Source organism: Sorangium sp. So ce887 (genome assembly GCF_051521455.1).
In the GTDB taxonomy this organism is placed as follows: Bacteria; Myxococcota_A; Polyangia; order Polyangiales; family Polyangiaceae; genus Sorangium.
Window position 1 is genome coordinate 12,440,641 of sequence record NZ_CP150354.1, and the last position, 19,041, is coordinate 12,459,681.

A 19,041-nucleotide genomic window follows, 5' to 3' on the forward strand; every position below is an offset into this window, starting at 1 on the left:
TGTGGACGCTCGTGGCGGTTCGCCAGGCGCGATCGCGAGCGTTTGCGGATGCCTCTGGCGGCTCGCCAACGCGCCGCCGCGCGCCTCCGTGGGCCCCGGATCGTCGGCGCCCGCCGGGCTTCCCTCCAGGGGCTCTTCGGGCTAGCGTCCCGGACGAGCCCGTCCTGCCATGTCCCAGCGCGTCTATGTCGGCCTCATCGGTTACGGCCTCGCCGGCGCCGTCTTCCACGCCCCGCTGATCCGGTCCATCCCTGGGCTGCGCCTCGCCGCCATCGCGACCCGCCGGGAGGGCCAGGTGATGACCGACCACTCGGGCGTCGCCGTGCATCCGACGCCCGAGGTGCTGATCGCCGAGCCCGGGATCGACCTCGTGGTGATCGCCTCGCCCAACGAGACCCACGTCCCGCTCGCGCGCGCGGCGCTCGAGGCGGGCAAGCACGTGGTCGTCGACAAGCCGTTCACGATCACGAGCGCCGAGGCGGACGAGCTCATCGCGCTGGCCGCGCGCCGTGGCCGGCTCCTCTCGGTGTTCCAGAACCGCCGCTGGGACGCCGACTTCCTCACCGTGCGCCACTGCATCGAGCAGGGCCTGCTCGGCGAGGTGGCCTCGTACGAGGCGCACTTCGACCGCTTCCGCCCCGCCATCAAGCAAGGCTGGCGAGAGGAGGCGGCGCCGGGCTCGGGGATCCTGTACGACCTCGGCGCGCACCTGATCGATCAGGCCCTCGTGCTCTTCGGCCCGCCGCGCGCGGTCACCGCCGACCTCCTGGCGCAGCGGCCCGAAGCGCGCACGGTGGACTATTTCCACCTCACGCTCGAGTACGGCAAGCGCCGCGTCATCGTGCGCTCCTCGACGCTTGTGAGCGAGCCGGGCCCGCGCTTCGCGGTCCACGGCGACGGCGGGAGCTTCCTCAAGCACGGGATCGACGGCCAGGAGGAGGCCCTCAAGGCGGGCAAGCGCCCGGGCACGCCGGAGTGGGGGCGGGAGGACCCGCGCTGGTTCGGCACGCTGGTCACGGCGAGCGGCGAGCGCCGCACCATCGAGAGCCTGCCCGGCGCCTACGAGGCCTATTACGAGGGCATCGCGGCGGCGATCCTCGACGGCGCCCCGCCGCCGGTGCGCGCCGAGGAGGCGCGCGACGTGATCCGCATCATCGAGGCCGCGATGAGGAGTTCGGCCGAGCGGCGGACGATACAGCTCGACGCGTGACCGGAGCGGCGCGCGCGCCGATCAAAGAAGGATAGGGTAGGCCCACGGCGAGGGGGCTCGCCGTGGGCCGGGCAGCTCGGAACAGCGGCCTCCGTGCGGGAAGGATCAGCGCGCCGCCGCGAGCGCCGCCTGCATCGCGACGCCCATCTCGGCCGGCGTGGCGGCCACCTTGGCCCCCGCCGCCTCGAGCGCCGCGATCTTCTCGGCCGCGGTGCCCTCGCCGCCCGCGATGATCGCGCCGGCGTGGCCCATGCGCTTGCCCGGAGGCGCCGCGCGGCCGGCGATGAACGCGGCCACCGGCTTCTTCATGTTCTGCTTGATCCAGGCCGCGGCGCGCTGCTCGGCCGTCCCGCCGATCTCGCCGATCAGCACGACCCCGTGCGTGTCGGGATCCTGGTTGAAGAGCTCGAGCACGTCGATGAAGTCCATGCCGCCGACCGGATCGCCGCCGATGCCCACGCAGCTCGACTGGCCGATGCCGAGCGCGCTCAGCTGGCCGACCGCCTCGTAGGTCAGCGTCCCCGAGCGGGAGAGCACGCCGATGTGCCCCTTCTTGTGGATGTGGCCCGGCATGATCCCGATCTTGCACTCGCCGGGCGTGATCACGCCGGGACAGTTCGGCCCGACGAGGCGCGCCGGCTTCCCATCGAGGAAGCGACGCACGCGCACCATGTCGAGCACCGGCACGCCGTCGGTGATGCAGATGACGAGCTTGCAGCCCGCGTCCACGGCCTCGGTGATCGCGTCCGCGGCGCCGACCGGCGGCACGAAGATGCACGACACGTCGGCGCCCTCGTTGCGTACGGCCTGCTCGACCGTGTCGAAGATCGGCACCTTGTCTTCGAAGCGCTGGCCGCCGCGACCGGGCGTCACGCCGGCGACGACCTTCGTCCCGTACTCGATGCAGGCGCGGGCGTGCTGCGACCCGTAGGCGCCCGTGATGCCCTGGAAGACGACCCGCGTGTCCTTGTTGACGAGGATGCTCATCGCTTGATTACTCTACCTTCAACGTGGACAGGAGCTCGGCAATCGCCGGTCGCTCGCTGCTCAACTGGGTTCGGGGCTCGGTGCTCGCGGGCGCCTAGGCGCCGCTCTGGGCCTTGCCGCCGCGCGTGGCGGCGACGATCTTCTGCGCGCCGTCGGCCATGGAGCTCGCCGACTGGATGGTCAGGCCGCTCTCGTCGAGCAGCTTGCGGCCGGCCTCGACGTTGGTCCCCTCGAGGCGGACCACGAGAGGCACCTTGAGCCCGAGCTCCTTCGCCGCGGCGATGACCCCGGCCGCCACGACGTCGCAGCGCATGATGCCGCCGAAGATGTTCACGAAGATGCCGCGGACCCGCTCGCTCCGGAGGATGATCTGGAACGCGGTCTTGACCTGCTCCTGCGTGGCGCCGCCGCCGACGTCGAGGAAGTTCGCCGGCTTGCCGCCGTAATGGAGGATGATATCCATCGTCGCCATCGCGAGCCCGGCGCCGTTCACGAGGCAGCCGATGTCGCCGTCGAGCGACACGTAGGAGAGGCCGGACCGCTTCGCCTGAAGCTCGACCGGATCCTCCTCGTCGACGTCGCGCATCGCGTTCCACTCGGGGTGGCGGAACTCGGCGTTGTCGTCGAAGGCCACCTTCGCGTCGAGCGCAAAGACGTCTCCCGCGCGGGTCACGACGAGCGGGTTGATCTCGAGCAGCGAGCAGTCCTCCGCGGTGAAGCACGTGTAGAGCGAGGCCACGAGCTTCAGGAACTGGCGCTGCGTCTCCTTCGCGGTGAGCCCGAGCGCGATCGCGAGCTGCCGCCCCTGGTACGGGGCGAGGCCGAGCACCGGATCGATGAAGAGCTTGACGATCTTCTCCGGCGTGCTGTGGGCCACCTCCTCGATGTCCATGCCGCCCTCGGTCGAGGCGATCACCGCGACGCGGCGGCGCTCGCGATCGACGAGCATCGCGAAGTAGAGCTCGCGCGCGATGTCGAGGCCCTGCTCGATGTAGAGCCGCCGGACCTTCTGCCCCTCGGGGCCCGTCTGCTTGGTGACGAGCTGCATGCCGAGGATCTTCTCGGCGAGAGTGGTCGCTTCGGCGCTGCCGCCCTTCGCGACCTTCACGCCGCCGCCCTTGCCGCGGCCGCCCGCGTGGATCTGCGCCTTCACGACGACGACCGGGTTGCCGGTCTGGGCGATCAGCCGATCGGCGATCGGCGCCACCTCGCTCGCCTGGAAAGCGGGCTCCCCATTCGGTACCGGCACCCCGTAGCGGGCGAAGAGCTGCTTGCCTTGATACTCGTGGATTTTCATGAGAGGGGCCGCCACCCTATCACAAGGGCCGGCCCCGCGAGACGCGAAAAACAGGGGCACCGGGCGTCAGTTACGTGGTTGCGTGGTTGCGTGGTTGCGTGGCGCGCTCGCTACGTTTCGAGTGTTTCGTGCCGACCCCCGCTCATCAATGGAAAAGTCCGGCGCTGCGGCGCTCGACGTCGCCTGCCTCCGTCGCTGTCAGGCGCGGCGCCGCGCCCTGACGCGTCGAGCGCCACAACGCCGCTGCCGTCTCGTCACTTGGCGGCGTACGGGGGCGGCTCGGGCCGGCGGAGGGCCACGAGGGCGAACAGGCCGGGCAGGATGTCGTCCTCGACCTTGGAGACCTTGCCTTCGAGGCTGATCTTGAGCTCGTCGAACGGCGCGACGGTGAGCCCGGCGCTCGCGGAGAGGCTCGGCTGGGGCGCGAACAGGAACGCAGAGAGCGCGCCCCCGGGCTCGTGGAGAGCCTGGACTCGAACGAGCGGATGGATTGCCACCGTCGGAAGGATATTGGCGATGATCTCGCCTCCCACCCAGGGCTTCAGCTCGATCGCTCCGGCCTCGTCCGCCGCGCCGACCAGCCCGACGCTGCCATCGATCGACACCGACAGCGCCTCGGCCGGATAGAGCTCCAGGGCGACGACCGCCGAGTAGAAATCGATCGTCGGATAGAACGCCACGCCCGACCAGGTCGACCAGAGCGCCTGCATCGTGGTCAGGCCGGCGCCGAACGTGGGCGCGTTGACGTCGAGATCGAAGCCGCCGAAGACGTTGACCTCGTATCCATCGCCGAGGACGAGCCCGGGCTCGACGCCGAGCATCCGGCCAGGGACCGTGCTGATCATCGTCGAGAAGGTCGGGAAGTAGTTGATCCAGCTGTCCCAGTCCTCGATGCCAATCGCGTGCGAGACGATGCCGAGCCGGAGGTGGTAATCCTCCCGGCCGATCTGGAGCATCGCCCACTCGGGAGGGCCGATCTTGAGCTCCTGCGCCGGCAGGGACCACTCGGGGTAGACGAACGCCGGCAGGCCGAACGCCGGCAGACCGAGCGGCGCCGAGGTGGCCTGCATGTCGAGATCGAGCCGGAAATACAGCGACTCGCTCGCGAGCCGGAGCCCGACCTCGGCCTGGGCGACGGCGTCGAAGCGGTGGATCCCCGGAGGGTCGCGGTGCACGCCGGCGACGATGCTGGTCCCCCCTCCCACCCACATGTCGATCTCGGCCGGGAGCGCGGCGAAGTGCGTCAGCAGCTGAGCCTCCTCTCTCTGTGTCTCGGATGGGCGTCGATCTCGGGCCGCGGGCGGCGAGTCGCGCGCCCGCGGCGATCACCGCTGCGCGCCGGTCGTCGCGGCCCGCAGGCGCTCGATCAGCGGGCGCACGACGTCGCTCCGCAGCTTGTACGACGCGCGGTTCGCGATGAGAAGGGTGCTCACCTCGGTGACCGTCTCGAGCACCTCGAGGCGATTCTCGCGCAGCGTGGCGCCCGTCTCGACGATATCGACGATCAGGTGAGAGAGGCCGACGAGCGGCGCGAGCTCCACGGAGCCGTGGACGGGGATGATCTCCGCCACCACGCCCTTGCTCGCGAAGTGATCCCCGGCGATCCGCGGGTACTTCGTGGCGACGCGCGGCAGATCGGGGATGGGCGTGCCCTCCGGCCCGGCCACGACGAGGCGGCAGCGGCCGATCCCGAGATCGAGCGGCGTGTAGAGATCGTGACGGCGCTCGAGGAGCGTGTCGCGGCCGGAGACCCCGAGGTCGGCGGCCCCGTACTCGACGTAGGTCGGCACGTCGTCGGGCTTCAGGAACACGTACCGGAAGGCGCCGTCCGCGGTCGGCCGGACCAGGCGGCGATCGTTCTCCTGGAGCGGCGTGCTGTCGAGCCCGGCCCGCTGCACGAGCGGGATCAGATCCTTCAGGATCCGCCCCTTGGGCACGGCGATGGTGAGCGGCTTCGTCATCCGGCCCGCCCCTCGACCCGCACGGTGTCGGCGCCGAGCTGCGCGAGCTTGCGCTCCATGAACTCGTAGCCGCGATCCAGGTGATAGACGCGCAGCACCTCGGTCTCGCCCTCGGTCGCCACGAGCCCGGCGATGACGAGCGAGGCGCTCGCGCGCAGATCCGTCGCCATCACGGTCGCGCCCGACAGCGGCGCGCCGCCGTGGACGTGCGCCGTGTGGCCGTCCACGTCGATGTGCGCCCCCATGCGCGAGAGCTCGGGCACGTGCATGAAGCGGTTCTCGAAGATGGTCTCGACGATGCGCGAGGTGCCCTGCGCGAGGCACATCAGGACCATGAACTGCGCCTGCATGTCGGTCGGGAAGCCGGGGTGCGGCGCGGTCGTGATGTCGACGGCGCGCAGCGGCCGGCCGTCGCGGCGGACGCGCACGCAGTCGCCCTCGCGGCCCACCTCGACGCCCGCCTGGCGGAGCTTGGCCGCGACCGCCTCGAGGTCCTCGAGCGGCGCGTTCTCGATCAGCACGTCGCCGCCGGCCGCGGCCGCCGCGACCATGTACGTGCCGGCCTCGATCCGATCCGAGATGATCGCGTGGTCGAACGGCTCGAGCTCGTCCGCGCCCTCGATGTGGATGACGTCCGTGCCGGCCCCGCTCACGCGCGCGCCCATCTTGTTGAGCACCCGGCCGAGCTCCTCGACCTCGGGCTCGCGGGCGCAGTTCACGAGCGTGGTGCGCCCCTTCGCGAGCGCGGCGGCCATCATCAGGTTCTCGGTGCCGGTCACCGTCGGCAGGTCGAACACGACCTCGGCGCCGCGCAGCCGCTTGCACTCGGCGACGATGTAGCCGCGCGACAGCCGGATCGTCGCGCCGAGCGCCTCGAGCCCCTTGAGGTGCTGGTCCACCGGGCGCGTGCCGATCTGACAGCCGCCGGGGAGCGACACCTTGGCGCGGCCGAAGCGCGCGAGCAGCGGTCCGAGGACCATCACGCTCGCGCGCATCTGCTTGACGAGCTCGTAGGGCGCCTCGGGCCGCACGTTGTCGCCGGCGCCGACCCTGACGAGCGGCGGCGCGACCTCGACGTTGCGGCCGAGGAACCGGAGCAGCGCGGAGGTCGTGTCGATGTCGCGCAGCGCGGGCACGTTGCGGAGCAGGCTCTCGCCGTCGGAGAGCAGCGTCGCGCAGAGGATCGGCAGCGCCGCGTTCTTCGCGCCGCTGATGCGGATCTTGCCGGAGAGCGGCTTGCCGCCCCGGATCCGGATTGAGTCCATGCCCCGCTATCGCACAACCCGCGGCGGAACGCGATGTTTCGGGGACGCCGCCCGCCGCTCGCGTCCGGCGCGGCGCGCGCCGGGCCACCCGCCGCTTGCGTCCGGCGCGGCGCGCGCCGGGCCGGACGCCGCTCGCTTCCGGCGCGCGCCGCGCCGGGCCACCCGCCGCTTGCGTCCGGCGCGGCGCGCGCCGGACGACGGGCGCCCCACTTTGCCCGGCGCTGGTCTAGTCTCCTCCGGCCATGCGACCGAGCGCCATCGCCCTGTCCACGCTGCTCGCCGCCTCCGTGGCCTCGCCCGCCGCCGCCCAGCCGTCGGTGGACCTGCGCGGGTTCCGCGCCTCGATCGACCCCGGGGCCGGCGTCTACTCCGAGCCCGCCGCGACCCCGGACACGGGCGAGTGGAGCGCGAGCCTCTGGGGCTCGTACGCCTACCGCCCCATCGTGCTCCGCGATCCGGCCTCGGGCGAGGTCCGCTTCGACGTCATCCGCCACCAGGTCAGCGCCGACTTCGCGGCCGGCGTGGGCATCGCGCGGCGCCTCCTCGTGGGGCTCACGCTGCCGGTGGTCGTCCACCAGGCCGGCGACGCGCCCAGGTCCGACGCCACGCGGGTGCTCGGCGACACGTGGGTCCCGGCGCAGGCGCTCGGCGATCTCGGCCTCGTCGCCAAGCTCACGCTCGTGCAGCCCACCGGCGGCGATCTCGGCGGGCTCGCGCTCGCGCTGCACGAGCGCTTCACGCTGCCCACGGGCGACGAGGCGTCGTTCGTGGGCGAGGGGAGCGTCACGAACGAGCTCAGGCTCCTCGCCGAGTACCGCCTGATCGCGTTCGGCGCGCACCTCGCGGCCGGGCTCAAGCTCCGCGCCGCCGAGGCCCGCTTCGCGTGCCAGGCGACCCCGGCCTCTGCCGCGGGCAGGGATCCGTGCCCCACGGTGTTCGGCCACGAGCTCCCCTTCGGCCTGGGCCTCTCGTTTCGGCCGCAGATCCTGGGCATCGACCCCGAGGGGCGCGCCACGATCTTCCTCGAGGCCAGCGGGCACCTGCCGCTCTCGCCGATCGCGCCGTTCGAGAACCAGGAGACGGCCGCGCTGGAGCTCGGCCTCGCGGCGCGCTACGCGCTCGGCGACGTCTCGTTCCTGGGCGGCGTCGGCACCGCGCTGGTCGGCGGGATCGGCACCACGCCGCTGCGCGCCGTCCTCTCGGTCGCGTGGACCCCGCGCGTCCACGACGCCGACGGCGACGGCGTGGACGACGAGGCCGATCAGTGCCGCGAGCTCGCCGAGGACCTCGACGGCTTCCAGGACGAGGACGGGTGCCCCGAGGGGGACAACGACGAGGACGGCGTCTTCGACGATGAGGACCGCTGCCCGACGCAGAAGGAAGACGAGGACGGCGTCGAGGACGAGGACGGATGCCCCGACCCGTGACGGCGGCGGGGACGGCGCCCCGGCGCGCGGGGGAGGTGCGCCCGGACGAGCCCGGCGCGGCGCCCGCCGGCGACGGCGTCCGGCGACGTCGTCGCTACAGCGCCGGGGCGCGCTGCACTAAGCTCCGGGTCTCCGCATGAGCGACGACGGCTACACGAAGCACGGCGGCGGCCGCCACGAGGGGCCCGCCCGCACCTCGCCGTACCCCCTGAGCCGGCTCTCCGCGCCGCACGAGCTTGTCGACGTGGCGCGCGAGATCCAGCAGGCAGACGCGCTGCTCGGCGCGGTCACCGGCGGCAAGCTCGCGCAGATCGCCCGGCAGATCCGGTCGCTGCAGGAGCAGGCGCGGCAGGTCCTCGAGGCGGCGCAGCGCGACAGCGAGCTCCACCGGGCGGCGTGCAACTTCAAGAAGCGGCCCGGCCACGTCTACCACCTCTACCGGCGCGACGACGGCGTCCGCTACCTCTCACTGCTCTCGCCCGAGGAGTGGGGCGGCTCGCCGCCGCACGCGTTCGAGGGCTCGTACCGGCTCGAGCTCGACATGTCGTGGACGCCGGCCGACGAGGCCGAAGCGCACGACGTCGAGGCCGGCGCGCTCGCGCGGCTCCTCGGCCGCGGCGAGTGACGACGCCCTCGCGCGCTCACGCGCCGATCCGGAGCAGGACCTTCCCGAACGAGGCGTTGCTGGCCATGTAAATGTGCGCTGCGGCTGCATCGTCGATCGAGAAGATCCGGTCGACGACGGGCCGCACGGCGCGGCTCGCGAGCCACGGGGAGATGTTCCGTTCGAGCACCTGCGCCGCCGCGATCTTCTCCTCGAGCGGGCGCGAGCGGAGCACGGTGCCGATCAGCTCGACGCGCTTGCGCAGGAGCTCGCGCAGGTCGAGCTCCGCGGACGCGCCGGCCGTCAGCCCGACGAGCGCGATGCGGGCCTTCGCCGCGCACGCCCTGAGGTCCTCGCCGACATACGCGCCGCCGACGAGGTCGAGCACCGCGTCGACCCCCGCGCCGCGCGTCGCCTTCAGCACCTCGTCCGCGAACTTCCCGCCCGACGCCGCGATCCCGGCGTGCAGCCCGAGCTCCCGGCAGCGGTCCAGCTTGTCCTGCGTGCGCGACGTCCCCACGACGAAGCACCCGAGCGCGCGCGCGATCTGGAGGCCGGCCGTCCCCACGCCGCTGCCGACCGCGTGCACGAGCACGCGCTCGCCGGGGGCGAGCCGGGCGCGCGTCACGAGCGCGTCGTAGGCGGTGACGAACGCCTCGGGGACCGCCGCCGCCTCCTCGTCGGAGAGCCCGTCCGGCGCCGGCGCGACCTCGCGCTCGTGGGCGACGATCCGCTCGGCGTAGGCGCCGCCCGCGACCAGGCCGAAGACGCGATCGCCCGGCGCGAAGCGGCGCGCGCCCTTGCCCGCGGCCTCGATCACGCCGGCGTACTCGAGCCCCGGCACGTCCGGCGGCACGCCCGGCGGCGCCGGGTACATGCCGAGCCGCTGCAGCAGATCGGCGCGGTTCACCCCGGCGAAGCGGACGGCGATGCGCACGTGCCCCTCGGGCACCTCGGGCGCGTCCACCTCGCGCACCTCGAGGACCTCGGGACCGCCCGGCTCACGAATGAAGACGGCTCGCATCGTCGATGCTCCGCAGCTACCGCTCAGTCTTCCATGGGCGGCGGGAGCACGCTCTTCCGGTAGAAGTACTCCACTTTTTCCGAGTCCGGATCGACCGGCTCGCCCGTCGGCTCGGCCGGCGCGCCGCCGCCCATGGCCGCGTCGATCTGCACCTGCTCGAGCGCGTCCATCATGGAGGTCGCGCTCGGGAAGCGCTCCTCGCGGTCGAGCGCGAGCGCGCGCATCGTCACGACGTCGAGCGAGTGAGGCACCTCCGGCCGCAGCATGCGCGGGCGGATCGGCTTGACGCGCTGGATCTCGGCGAGCAGCGCCGCCGGCGTCGGCGCCTTGAACGGCAGCTGCCCGGTGAGCATCACGTAGAGCAGCATGCCCACGGAGTAGAGATCCGCGCGCGCGTCGAGATCGCGGACGCCCTGCGCCTGCTCCGGCGCCATGAAGGCGGGCGTGCCGGCCACCGCGTGGCTCCCCGCGGCGCCCGTCGAGACGAGGAACGACGCCGCCGACCCGGTGTTGAACGCCTCCGCGACGCCGAAATCGAGCACCTTCACGGTGAGCGGGCCGCGGTCGCCGCCGACGAGGCAGATGTTGTCCGGCTTGAGATCGCGGTGGAGGATGCCCTCGTTGTGCGTGACGACCAGCGCGCTCAGGACCTGGACGGCCACGTCCAGCACGACGGGAATGGGCATCGGGCGCTCGCGTCCGAGCCGCTCGGTGATGGTATCGCCTTCCAGCCGCTCCATCACGAGGTAGGGCGTCCCGTCCTCGAGCACGCCCAGATCGTACACCTCGACGATGTTCGGATGGCCGAAGCGGCCGGCCACAGCGGCCTCGTTGTGGAAGCGGGCGATCGCCGTCTTGCTCTGCGCGTACTGGCCGCGGAGCGTCTTGATCGCGACCCGGCGCCGCAGGCCGATGTGGATCGCGTCATAGACCATCCCCATCCCGCCCTTCGCGATGACGCCGAGGATGCGGTACCGGTCGTGCAGAAGCCGGCCGACGAGCGGGGCCTCCTTCGTCGGCCGGGGCTGATCGGGATCGGTATCTGGCGGCAGCGGGCCGTCCATCGGCCACCCCGACTCGCCCCTGCTCGTTGGCGGCACCCGCGTCGAGGAGGGCGGGGCGATGCTCGGCGTGAGCGCCGTGCCGTGCACCGGGCACCTTTGGGTGTCCGACGGGTGCGGCAACCCGCACGCCTGGCATCGGATAAAGTGCTGCGGCGGCATCGGGGACCCGGCCAGAGTACGGGTACATCCGCCCATGCAGCAAGCTCGTTCAGGGACCAGCGTCCGGGCCGGGGGCACACGCCCACAGCGTGTGGTCGGGTAGCCAACGAATGTCATCTTCAGCAGCTGGGTTGGATCGGCTCGCAGCTTACGGTAGGCTGAGCTCAAACGTGCCGCAGCCGGTCCGGAAGCCAAGCCGACGAGCGCGGGCGGTGCCGCAGCGAGGGCAGGTCCCAGAATTTGCACCTGAACGTAAACCAGGACGTAAGTCGCAAATAGGTCGCACGTTAGCCGAACGTCAGGCGGCGCGTGACGGGCACGGGGTACGCTTTCCCCGGGTGCCAGCAGTGGGGGCCAGCGCGATGGGAAGGGGAAAGAGACACAGGCCATGAGCACGGCGGAGAAGCTTTCGGACGGTGCCTCGGCCAGCGGAGAGTCCGACCCGCTGCTGGGAAAGGTCTTGAATCAGAAGTTCAAGGTCCACTCCCTGCTCGCGACGGGCGGCATGGGCGTCATCTATCGCGGAGAGCAGATCGCCCTCGAGCGGCAGGTCGCGATCAAGGTCCTGACGCCAACGAACGCATCGAATCAAATCGACCCCAACTTTCATAAGCGCTTCTTCCTCGAGGCGAGCATCCTCGCCAGGCTCCAGCACCCGAACATCGTCACGGTCTTCGACTACGGCCGAGTCGAGAACATGGAGCCCGAGCGGTACTTCATGGCCATGGAGTTCCTCGAGGGCGAGACGCTCTTCCGGCGGCTGCGCAAGACCGGCCGGCTGTCGGCGCCCGACGCGATGGGCGTCGCCCGGCAGATCGCGCGCGGGCTGCGCGAGGCGCACAAGCACGGGGTGGTGCACCGCGACCTGAAGCCGTCGAACGTCATGCTCGTCCCCGGCGAGGACACCGGGGAGCTCGTCAAGATCCTCGATTTCGGCCTCGTGAAGGTGCTCGCCGACGACTCGGAAGAGCTCACGCAGCAGGGCTCGTTCCTCGGCTCCCCGCGCTTCATGTCGCCCGAGCAGATCTCGCACGGCAAGGTCGATCTCCGGACGGACGTGTACTCGCTGGGCGTGATCGTCTATCAGATGCTCTGCGGGAAGGTCCCGTTCGAGGCGCAGAACTCGGTCCAGATCTTGATCGCCCACCTGCAGCAGCCCGTCCCGCGGATGCGCGAGCGCAACCCCGAGGCCGACGTGCCCGAGCCGCTCGAGGCGTTCGTGCTGCGCTGCCTGTCGAAGGAGCCGGACGGCCGCCCGGTCAACATGGAGGCCTTCATCCGCGGCCTCGGCGAGTGCGCGCAGGCGATGGGCCTGTCCCCGGCGTTCGGCTCGACGGGCCTCGTGACCATGGATTCCGGCGGGACCGGCAGGATGCCGACGCCGATGCCGCCCGTGCGCGTGATGACCGCGATCCCGGCGAGCCCGTCGCCGCCGTCGTCGTCCTCCGGCTCGGCCTCGCAGGTGGACGACGCGTCGCTCGGCGCCGCCTCGCGCCCGGCCGACGCGGCGCCGCAGGGCCGCAAGGGCATCGTGCTCGTCGCGGCGGGGGTCCTCGCCGTCGCGGGCATCGGGATCGCGATGTCGCAGATGCGCTCCAAGGAGCCGGCGCCGGTCGCGACGCAGCCGGAGAAGCCGCAGGTCGCCCCGACGCCGCCGCCGCCCGCCGACGTCGGGACGTTCGTGCTGATGGTCGAGTCCATGCCCTCGGGCGCCGAGGTCCTGGAGGACGGCAAGCTCCTCGGGAACACGCCGCTCCAGCTCTCGATCTCGAACAGCTCGGTGCGCGCCAATCCGCGCCGGCTGACCGTCCGGCAGGAGGACTACGAGCCGTACTCGATTGTCCAGGGCCCCTCGGATCAGTCCGTTCGCCTGGTCGCCACGCTCACGAAGCGCGCGGCCGCGCCGACGAGCACGCCGGCCGCGCCCACGCCGCCGCCCCAGGCGGCTCCCGTGTCGCGACCCTACTCCGCGCGGCCGGCCCCGAGGCCCACGCCGTCTCCCGACGCGCCGCCCCCTCCTTCTCCCCGGCCGCTGGACATTCAAATCGAACGATGACCTTCCAGCGCCCCGCACGCCTCATCGCCGTCTACCCGTCTGTCCTCTCGGCGTGGCCGTTTCGGGCGGATGTCCGTGCCGACGTGGAGGCGCCTTGTTCCAGGCTCTCCGCCGAGGGGAACCCCCCGCGAGGCGCCGGTGTGCTGCGCTCTGCGGGACGGGCGCATGCGCGCCAGCCCGCGCAGCGTCACGACCAGCCCGCGCAGCGTCACGACCAGCCCGCGCAGCGTCACGACCAGCCTGCGCAGCGTCGCGACCAGCCCGCGCAGCGTCGCGACCAGCCCGCGCAGCGCAACGACCACCCAGCGCCGCGCCGGGCCTGCGCCGCGCGGGCTGGCGACGTCACCGCCGATCGAAGATCCCGGTATTCATCTGTTCCCGCCGGCAGTAGACTCCAGGCTCTGCGTCCCGCAGACGCGCTTCCCAGGCCGATTCCCAGCGGGATCCGTTGCTGAGGAGCAAGGAAATGAACCCGCTCGTCCCCGACTTCATCATCCAGCAAGACGCTCTCGGCAACACCGAGGGCAGCTTCACGGGGGCGGTGCTGATGATCGACATCCCCGGCTTCACCGAGCTCACGGAGAAGCTGATGCAGCACGGGCGCGCGGGCGCTGAGACGCTCGCGGGCACGCTCCGGTACTACTTCGACCCGCTCATCGCCGCGGTCCACCACGCCGGAGGCTTCATCACGAACTTCGCGGGCGACGCGTTCACGGCGCTGTTCCAGGACACGCCGGACCGCAAGGTCGCGGAGTACGTGCTCGGCGCGGCGCTCTCGATGCGCGATCTCTTCGCCGAGCACCCCGAGCGCGACACGCCCTTCGGCAGCTTCCCGTTCTCGTTCCGGATGGGGCTCGCGTGGGGCTCGGTCGAGTGGGGCATCGTCCGCATCTCCCCGGAGCGCGCTTACTACCACTTCCACGGGCAGGCGCTCGCCGCGTGCGTCGCGATCGAGCGGCAGGCGCAGAAGGGGGACATCCTCCTCGACCGCGCGCTCTGCGATCGCATCCCGCCCGCGAGCGCGAAGTACCACGGCGAGGGCGTCTACAAGCTCGGCGACGTGCCGGCGCCCAGGATGCCGCAGGTCCCGAGGCACCCGCCGCGCGGCGAGGGCACTGCCTTCGTTGCGAGGGGCGTCGCCGACATGCCCCCCGAGGGCGAGTTCCGCAACGTCACGAGCGTCTTCCTCTCGTTCGAGCAGATCCCGAGCTTCGCGGAGCTCACGCGCCTCCTCCACGAGCTCTCGGAGCTCTACGGCGGCACCTTCACCGGCATCGACGCGGGCGATCTCGGCATCGCCGCGCTGATCCACTTCGGCGCCCCGATCACCCACGAGAACGACAACGATCGCGCGCTCGACTTCGCGCTCGAGCTGAAGAAGCGCGGCCTCCGGCAGATGCGCCTCCGCGCGGGGATCACGCGCGACGTCCGCTACGCCGGCTTCAACGGCGGCACCGAGCGCAACGAGTTCGCGTGCATCGGCCGCGCGACGAACCTCGCCGCGCGCCTCGTCGCGAAGGCCCCCTGGTCGGCGATCTGGGCCGACGAGCAGGTCTTCCGCGCCGGCGAGACGAGCTACCAGTGGACGACGGAGAACATCTTCCGGTTCAAGGGCTTCGACCTGCCCATCCTCGTCTACTCGCTGGAGCGCCGCCGCATCTCGGTCCAGAAGGAGTTCTACGACCTCGGCCTCATCGGCCGCGAGGCGGAGATCGAGCAGCTCGCGCGCTACGTCGGGCCGATCTTCGAGGGCAAGCCGGCCGGGATCACCTACATCGACGGCGAGCCGGGGCTCGGGAAGAGCTACCTCGTGCAGCGCTTCCGCCACCGGTGCGAGGAGCACCAGACCGACCGGCCCTTCCTGTGGATCGACGCGCGCTGCGATCAGACGCTCCAGAGCTCGCTGAACGCGTTCGAGTTCGCGCTGAAGGAGTACTTCTGGGAGTCCTCCGCGCTCGGCAAGGAAGAGAAGCTCACGAACTTCGACGACGCGTTCGAGTACCTCCTCGAGCGGCTGCCCGAGAGCCAGGCCGCGCTGAAGCGCGAGCTCGACCGCGCGCGCTCGGTGTTCGCCGCGCTCATCGGCATCCGCTGGGAGGACTCGCCGTACGAGCGCCTGCACCCGAAGCTCCGGTACACGAGCACGCTCTCGGCGCTGAGCTTCGTGTTCCTCGCCGAGGCGTCGCTCCAGCCGGTGATCCTGCACCTCGAGGACGCGCACTGGGCCGACGAGGACTCGCTCGAGGCGGTGCGCGTGATCGCGCGCGCGTGCCGGGGGCTGCCGATCGCGATCATCTGCACGACGCGGCGCAAGGACGACGGCACCCCGGTGCGCATCCCGCTCGATCCCGGGATCTCCGAGAAGGTGATCGAGCTGAAGCCGCTGCCGCGCGAGCAGCTCCTCGCGCTCGCGGTCCCGTTCTTCGGCGGCCCGATGCCGGACATGCTCGCGACGCTCCTCTGCGAGACGGCGGGCGGCAACCCGTTCTTCGCGCAGGAGATCCTCGCCTACTGGCTCGAGGACGGGCGCTACGGCTCGAGCTCGAGCTCCATCTCGATCTCGAACACGTTCATGCCGCCGAAGAACGTGAACAGCCTGCTCATCTCGCGGCTCGACCGGCTCGACGCGAAGGTGAAGCAGACGATCGTCGCCGCGGCCGTCCTCGGGCGCGAGTTCGACCTGCGCGTGCTCGCGCTGATGCTCCCCGACGCCGCCGTGCTCGAGGAGCACGTGCGCATCGGCGAGGCGCAGTGCATCTGGTCGCAGATGACGGAGCGGCGCTTCCAGTTCAGCAACGCGCTCCTCCGCAACGCGGCCTACGAGATGCAGTCGCGCGCGCGCCTGCAGGAGCTCCACCGGCTCGCCGCCGAGGCGATCGAGAGCCTGTACGGCGATGACCTCGAGGACCAGCTCGTGGCGCTCGGGCGCCACTGGCGCCGCGCGGGCAAGGTGGATCACGCGCGCCGCTACTTCCTCGCGGGCGCGCGCAAGGCGGCCGCGCGCTACGCCCACGAGGAGGCGACGCGCCTCTACCGCGTCTACTTCAAGCTCTCGCCGGAGCCGACGCCCGAGAGCGTCATCGTGCGCTACGAGTTCGCCCGCGACGTCCTCGAGGCGAGGGGGCGGTACCAGGAGGCGCGGCAGGAGCACATCCGCGTGCTCACCGACGCGCAGAAGCTCGGCGACCGCGCGTCGGAGGCGCTCGGCTTCCTCGGCCTCGGCCGCACGCACTGGGCGATGCAGCAGCCCGACGACGCGCGCACGTACTGGGAAGAGGGGCTGCGCGCCGCGCGCGAGGCGGGCAATCTGCCGACCGAGGGGCTCACGCTCGCGAGCCTCGGGATGGCCTACGCCGTCCAGGGCCGATACGACGCCGCCCGTACGCTCTACGCGCGCGCGATCGCGGTCGAGCGGCAGATCGGCAACCGGCGCGAGGAGGCGAGGCTCCTCGCCGAGTTCGCGAAGCTGCACCGGCTGAGCGGCCACCTCGGCGAGGCGGAGGCCCTGCAGGAGCAGGCCGCGGCGATCGAGCGTGAGCTCGGTGCCTCTTGAGCCGGCGCGGGGGGCCGCGGTGCCCCCCGCCCGCCACGCCGCCAGCATCGTCGTCGCGACCCTCGCTGCCGCATACCTGCCCGGCTGCAGAATCGCTATGCTCGGCTCGCCTGGGGAGCGGCGCTAGCGCCCCTCCGGCCTAGAGCGGCGCGGATTTCGCCACATCGTCCGAGAGGTCTCTCAAGAGCATGACACAGCAGGAAGCAGGGGACGTTGCGGAGCCGGTGCGCGAGGAGCAGCGCGGGTCGGCGAAGCGGCTCAAGCTGGTCCAGGCGGCCCTGGCCGCCGCGGTCTCGGGGACGCTGGTCGTCACCTTCGACATCTCGCTGGCCGCGCTCGTGTTCACGCACGACTTCGCGGACCGGCTGTCGAAGGGGATCGGGATCTTCCTTGTCAGCTCCGTGATCGTCGGGGTGATCGTCGCCCTCCTCAGCTCCTTCCGCCCCGTCATCGCCGCCCCGCAGGAGGACGCGGCCGTCATCTTCGCCTCGATGGCCTCGGCCATCGCGGCGGGCGTCCACAAGATCGACCCGAACGCCGACGCGTTCCCGACGGTGATCGTCGCGATCGCGCTCACGTCGGTCGTCGCCGGCGGCTTCTTTCTGCTGCTCGGCATACTCCGCCTCGGGGTGCTCGTCCGCTTCATCCCCTATCCCGTGGCCGGCGGCTTCCTCGCCGGCGCCGGCTGGCTGCTCGTCCAGGGGTCGCTCTCGGTCATGTCCGGCAAGCCGGCCACGCTGAACATGCTCCCCGAGCTGTTCTCGAGCTCGCTGGACAAGGTCCTCACCGGCCTCGTGTTCGGTGTGCTCCTCGTGGCGCTCCTCCGGCGCTACACGAACCTCCTGCTCCTGCCGATCCTGCTCGTCGGGTCGACCGGCGTCTTCTACCTCATCCTCTACATCTCCGACTCCAACGTGACGCAGGCCTTCGCGGACGGGTGGCTCCTCGGGCCGTTCCCGCGCGAGGCGCTCTGGCCTCCCGTGGAGGCCGCCGACCTCAAGAAGGTGAACTGGCCGGTCCTGTTCGACAGCGGCGGCAACATGGTGGCGGTGACGGTCATGGCGGCCATCACCGTGCTCCTGAGCGCGTCCGGCGTGGAGCTCGCCACCGAGCAGGAGATCGACCTCGATCGAGAGCTGCGGGCCACCGGGGTCGCGAACATCGTCGGGAGCATGTTCGGGTGCGTCGTCGGGTACATGTCGATGCCCGAGTCGTCGATGAACTTCAAGACCGGCGCGAACACCCGGCTCGCGGGCCTCTTCGCGGCGTCGGTCAGCGCGCTCGTGCTGGTCATCGGCGCCGACGCGATCAGCTATTACCCGCGCCCGGTGCTCGGGGGGCTCATCGCGTACCTCGGCTTCCACTTCCTGATCAACACGCTGTACGAGGGCTATTTCCGGCTGCGCCGGACCGAGTACCTCGTCGTGGTGCTCATCCTCCTCGTCGTCGCCGTCTGGGGCTTCCTCCTCGGCGTCGCCGTGGGGCTCGGGGTGTCGCTCATCCTGTTCGCGCTCAGCTACAGCCGCATCGAGGTTATCCGCAACGCCATCTCCGGCCTGCACCTCCGCAGCAACGTGGCCCGCAGCGACGGCGAGGAGATGACGCTGCTGGAGCGAGCCAAGCAGCTGTACATCCTCCAGCTCCAGGGTTATGTCTTCTTCGGGACGGCGTACAACCTCCTCGTCAGCGCTCAGCAGCGCATCCAGAGTACGGACGGGGAGATACGGTATCTGCTCCTCGACTTCCGGCACGTCAACGGGCTCGACTCCTCGGCCATCGCCAGCTTCCTCCGGCTCCGCCGGCTGGCGAAGGCGAACGGCGTGAGGCTCATCCTCACCGAGGTCCCGGCGGACATCAGAAACCACCTCGAGCGCGGCGAGGTCGTGATCGAGAACGACGACCAGTGCCGGATCTACCCGGATCTGGACCGCGGCCTGGAGGCGTGTGAGAACGAGATCATCCAGGAGGCGCCCCCGAGCATGCTGCCGCCGCCCATGCTCTTCTACGACCTCCAGGATGTCTTCAACGGCAGGCCGGAGATGCTCCGCTTTCTTAACTACCTGGAGCGCGTCGAGGCCCCCGCGGGGTTCGACCTGTTCCGGCAAGGGGACATCTCCAAGGACCTCTACCTCATCGAGGGCGGTGAGCTGACGGCGTGGCTCGAGATCGACGGGAAGAAGGTGAAGCGGCTCCGCACCATGGGACCGGGCTCCGTGGTCGGGGAGTCAGGGCTTTACATGGGCGAGAAACGTTCTGCGACGGTGACCGCGAGCCGCCAGGTCACGCTCTACAGGCTGTCGGAGGAGGCGCTTCGGCGGCTCACCGCCGAGGCGCCCGAGCTGGCAGCCGCGTTCCACCACTTCGTGGTCACGTTGCTCGCGCGCCGAATCGTCCACTCGACTGGTCCTGTCAAATCATTGTTCAACTAGAGCGA

At 71.2% G+C, this 19,041-nt stretch carries 14 protein-coding genes; 6 read left to right on the forward strand and 8 right to left on the reverse strand.

Annotated elements, in window-relative coordinates; genetic code table 11:
* The first annotated feature begins 169 nt into the window (after positions 1-169).
* Positions 170-1,210 (forward strand): oxidoreductase, encoded by a 1,041-nt coding sequence (locus tag WMF36_RS46630; protein ID WP_437577333.1) that lies wholly within the window; start codon positions 170-172, stop codon positions 1,208-1,210.
* Positions 1,211-1,315: 105 nt separating this feature from the next.
* Here the strand turns inward: WMF36_RS46630 and sucD are convergent, their stop codons facing one another.
* From sucD to murA, 5 genes are all read right to left on the reverse strand, one after another.
* Positions 1,316-2,197, reverse strand: coding sequence for a succinate--CoA ligase subunit alpha (gene sucD / locus WMF36_RS46635; protein ID WP_437577334.1), 882 nt, complete (start codon positions 2,195-2,197; stop codon positions 1,316-1,318).
* Between the two features lie 94 nt (positions 2,198-2,291).
* Complete coding sequence (sucC, locus tag WMF36_RS46640) at positions 2,292-3,494, reverse strand: ADP-forming succinate--CoA ligase subunit beta (RefSeq protein WP_437577335.1); 1,203 nt, start codon at positions 3,492-3,494, stop codon at positions 2,292-2,294.
* 254 nt (positions 3,495-3,748) lie between these two features.
* Positions 3,749-4,705 (reverse strand): hypothetical protein, encoded by a 957-nt coding sequence (locus WMF36_RS46645; protein WP_437577336.1) that lies wholly within the window; start codon positions 4,703-4,705, stop codon positions 3,749-3,751.
* A 114-nt stretch (positions 4,706-4,819) separates the two neighbouring features.
* Positions 4,820-5,455 carry an ATP phosphoribosyltransferase gene (hisG, locus tag WMF36_RS46650; RefSeq protein WP_437577337.1) on the reverse strand — a complete coding sequence of 212 codons (636 nt, stop codon included), beginning with the start codon at positions 5,453-5,455 and terminating at the stop codon, positions 4,820-4,822.
* Positions 5,452-6,720 carry a UDP-N-acetylglucosamine 1-carboxyvinyltransferase gene (gene murA / locus WMF36_RS46655; protein ID WP_437577338.1) on the reverse strand — a complete coding sequence of 423 codons (1,269 nt, stop codon included), beginning with the start codon at positions 6,718-6,720 and terminating at the stop codon, positions 5,452-5,454. The genes hisG and murA overlap by 4 nt, the downstream gene beginning before the upstream one ends.
* 242 nt (positions 6,721-6,962) lie before the next feature.
* Between murA and WMF36_RS46660 the strand changes: the two genes are divergently transcribed.
* Both WMF36_RS46660 and WMF36_RS46665 read left to right on the forward strand, forming a co-directional pair.
* Entirely contained in the window at positions 6,963-8,147 is a 1,185-nt protein-coding gene (locus WMF36_RS46660; RefSeq protein WP_437577339.1) for a hypothetical protein, read from the forward strand.
* Between the two features lie 136 nt (positions 8,148-8,283).
* On the forward strand, positions 8,284-8,772 hold the full coding sequence (locus WMF36_RS46665; RefSeq protein ID WP_437577340.1) for a DUF2452 domain-containing protein: 489 nt from the start codon (positions 8,284-8,286) through the stop codon (positions 8,770-8,772).
* A gap of 16 nt (positions 8,773-8,788) precedes the next feature.
* Here WMF36_RS46665 and WMF36_RS46670 read toward each other — a convergent pair whose 3' ends face one another.
* Both WMF36_RS46670 and WMF36_RS46675 read right to left on the reverse strand, forming a co-directional pair.
* Positions 8,789-9,775, reverse strand: coding sequence for an NAD(P)H-quinone oxidoreductase (locus tag WMF36_RS46670; RefSeq protein WP_437577341.1), 987 nt, complete (start codon positions 9,773-9,775; stop codon positions 8,789-8,791).
* Between the two features lie 23 nt (positions 9,776-9,798).
* On the reverse strand, positions 9,799-10,926 hold the full coding sequence (locus WMF36_RS46675; protein WP_437577342.1) for a serine/threonine-protein kinase: 1,128 nt from the start codon (positions 10,924-10,926) through the stop codon (positions 9,799-9,801).
* A gap of 460 nt (positions 10,927-11,386) precedes the next feature.
* Between WMF36_RS46675 and WMF36_RS46680 the strand changes: the two genes are divergently transcribed.
* Positions 11,387-13,054: a serine/threonine-protein kinase gene (locus WMF36_RS46680; RefSeq protein ID WP_437577343.1), complete on the forward strand. Its 1,668-nt coding sequence runs from the start codon at positions 11,387-11,389 to the stop codon at positions 13,052-13,054.
* On the opposite strand, the gene WMF36_RS46685 is transcribed toward WMF36_RS46680, so the two are convergent.
* Positions 13,039-13,356 (reverse strand): hypothetical protein, encoded by a 318-nt coding sequence (locus WMF36_RS46685; RefSeq protein ID WP_437577344.1) that lies wholly within the window; start codon positions 13,354-13,356, stop codon positions 13,039-13,041. The two genes, WMF36_RS46680 and WMF36_RS46685, sit on opposite strands and share 16 nt — an antisense overlap.
* Before the next feature lie 164 nt (positions 13,357-13,520).
* Here WMF36_RS46685 and WMF36_RS46690 point away from each other — a divergent pair, with 164 nt between their 5' ends.
* Positions 13,521-16,607, forward strand: coding sequence for an AAA family ATPase (locus WMF36_RS46690; protein ID WP_437577345.1), 3,087 nt, complete (start codon positions 13,521-13,523; stop codon positions 16,605-16,607).
* A gap of 188 nt (positions 16,608-16,795) precedes the next feature.
* Complete coding sequence (locus WMF36_RS46695; protein WP_437577346.1) at positions 16,796-19,036, forward strand: SLC26A/SulP transporter family protein; 2,241 nt, start codon at positions 16,796-16,798, stop codon at positions 19,034-19,036.
* Positions 19,037-19,041 lie beyond the last annotated feature (5 nt).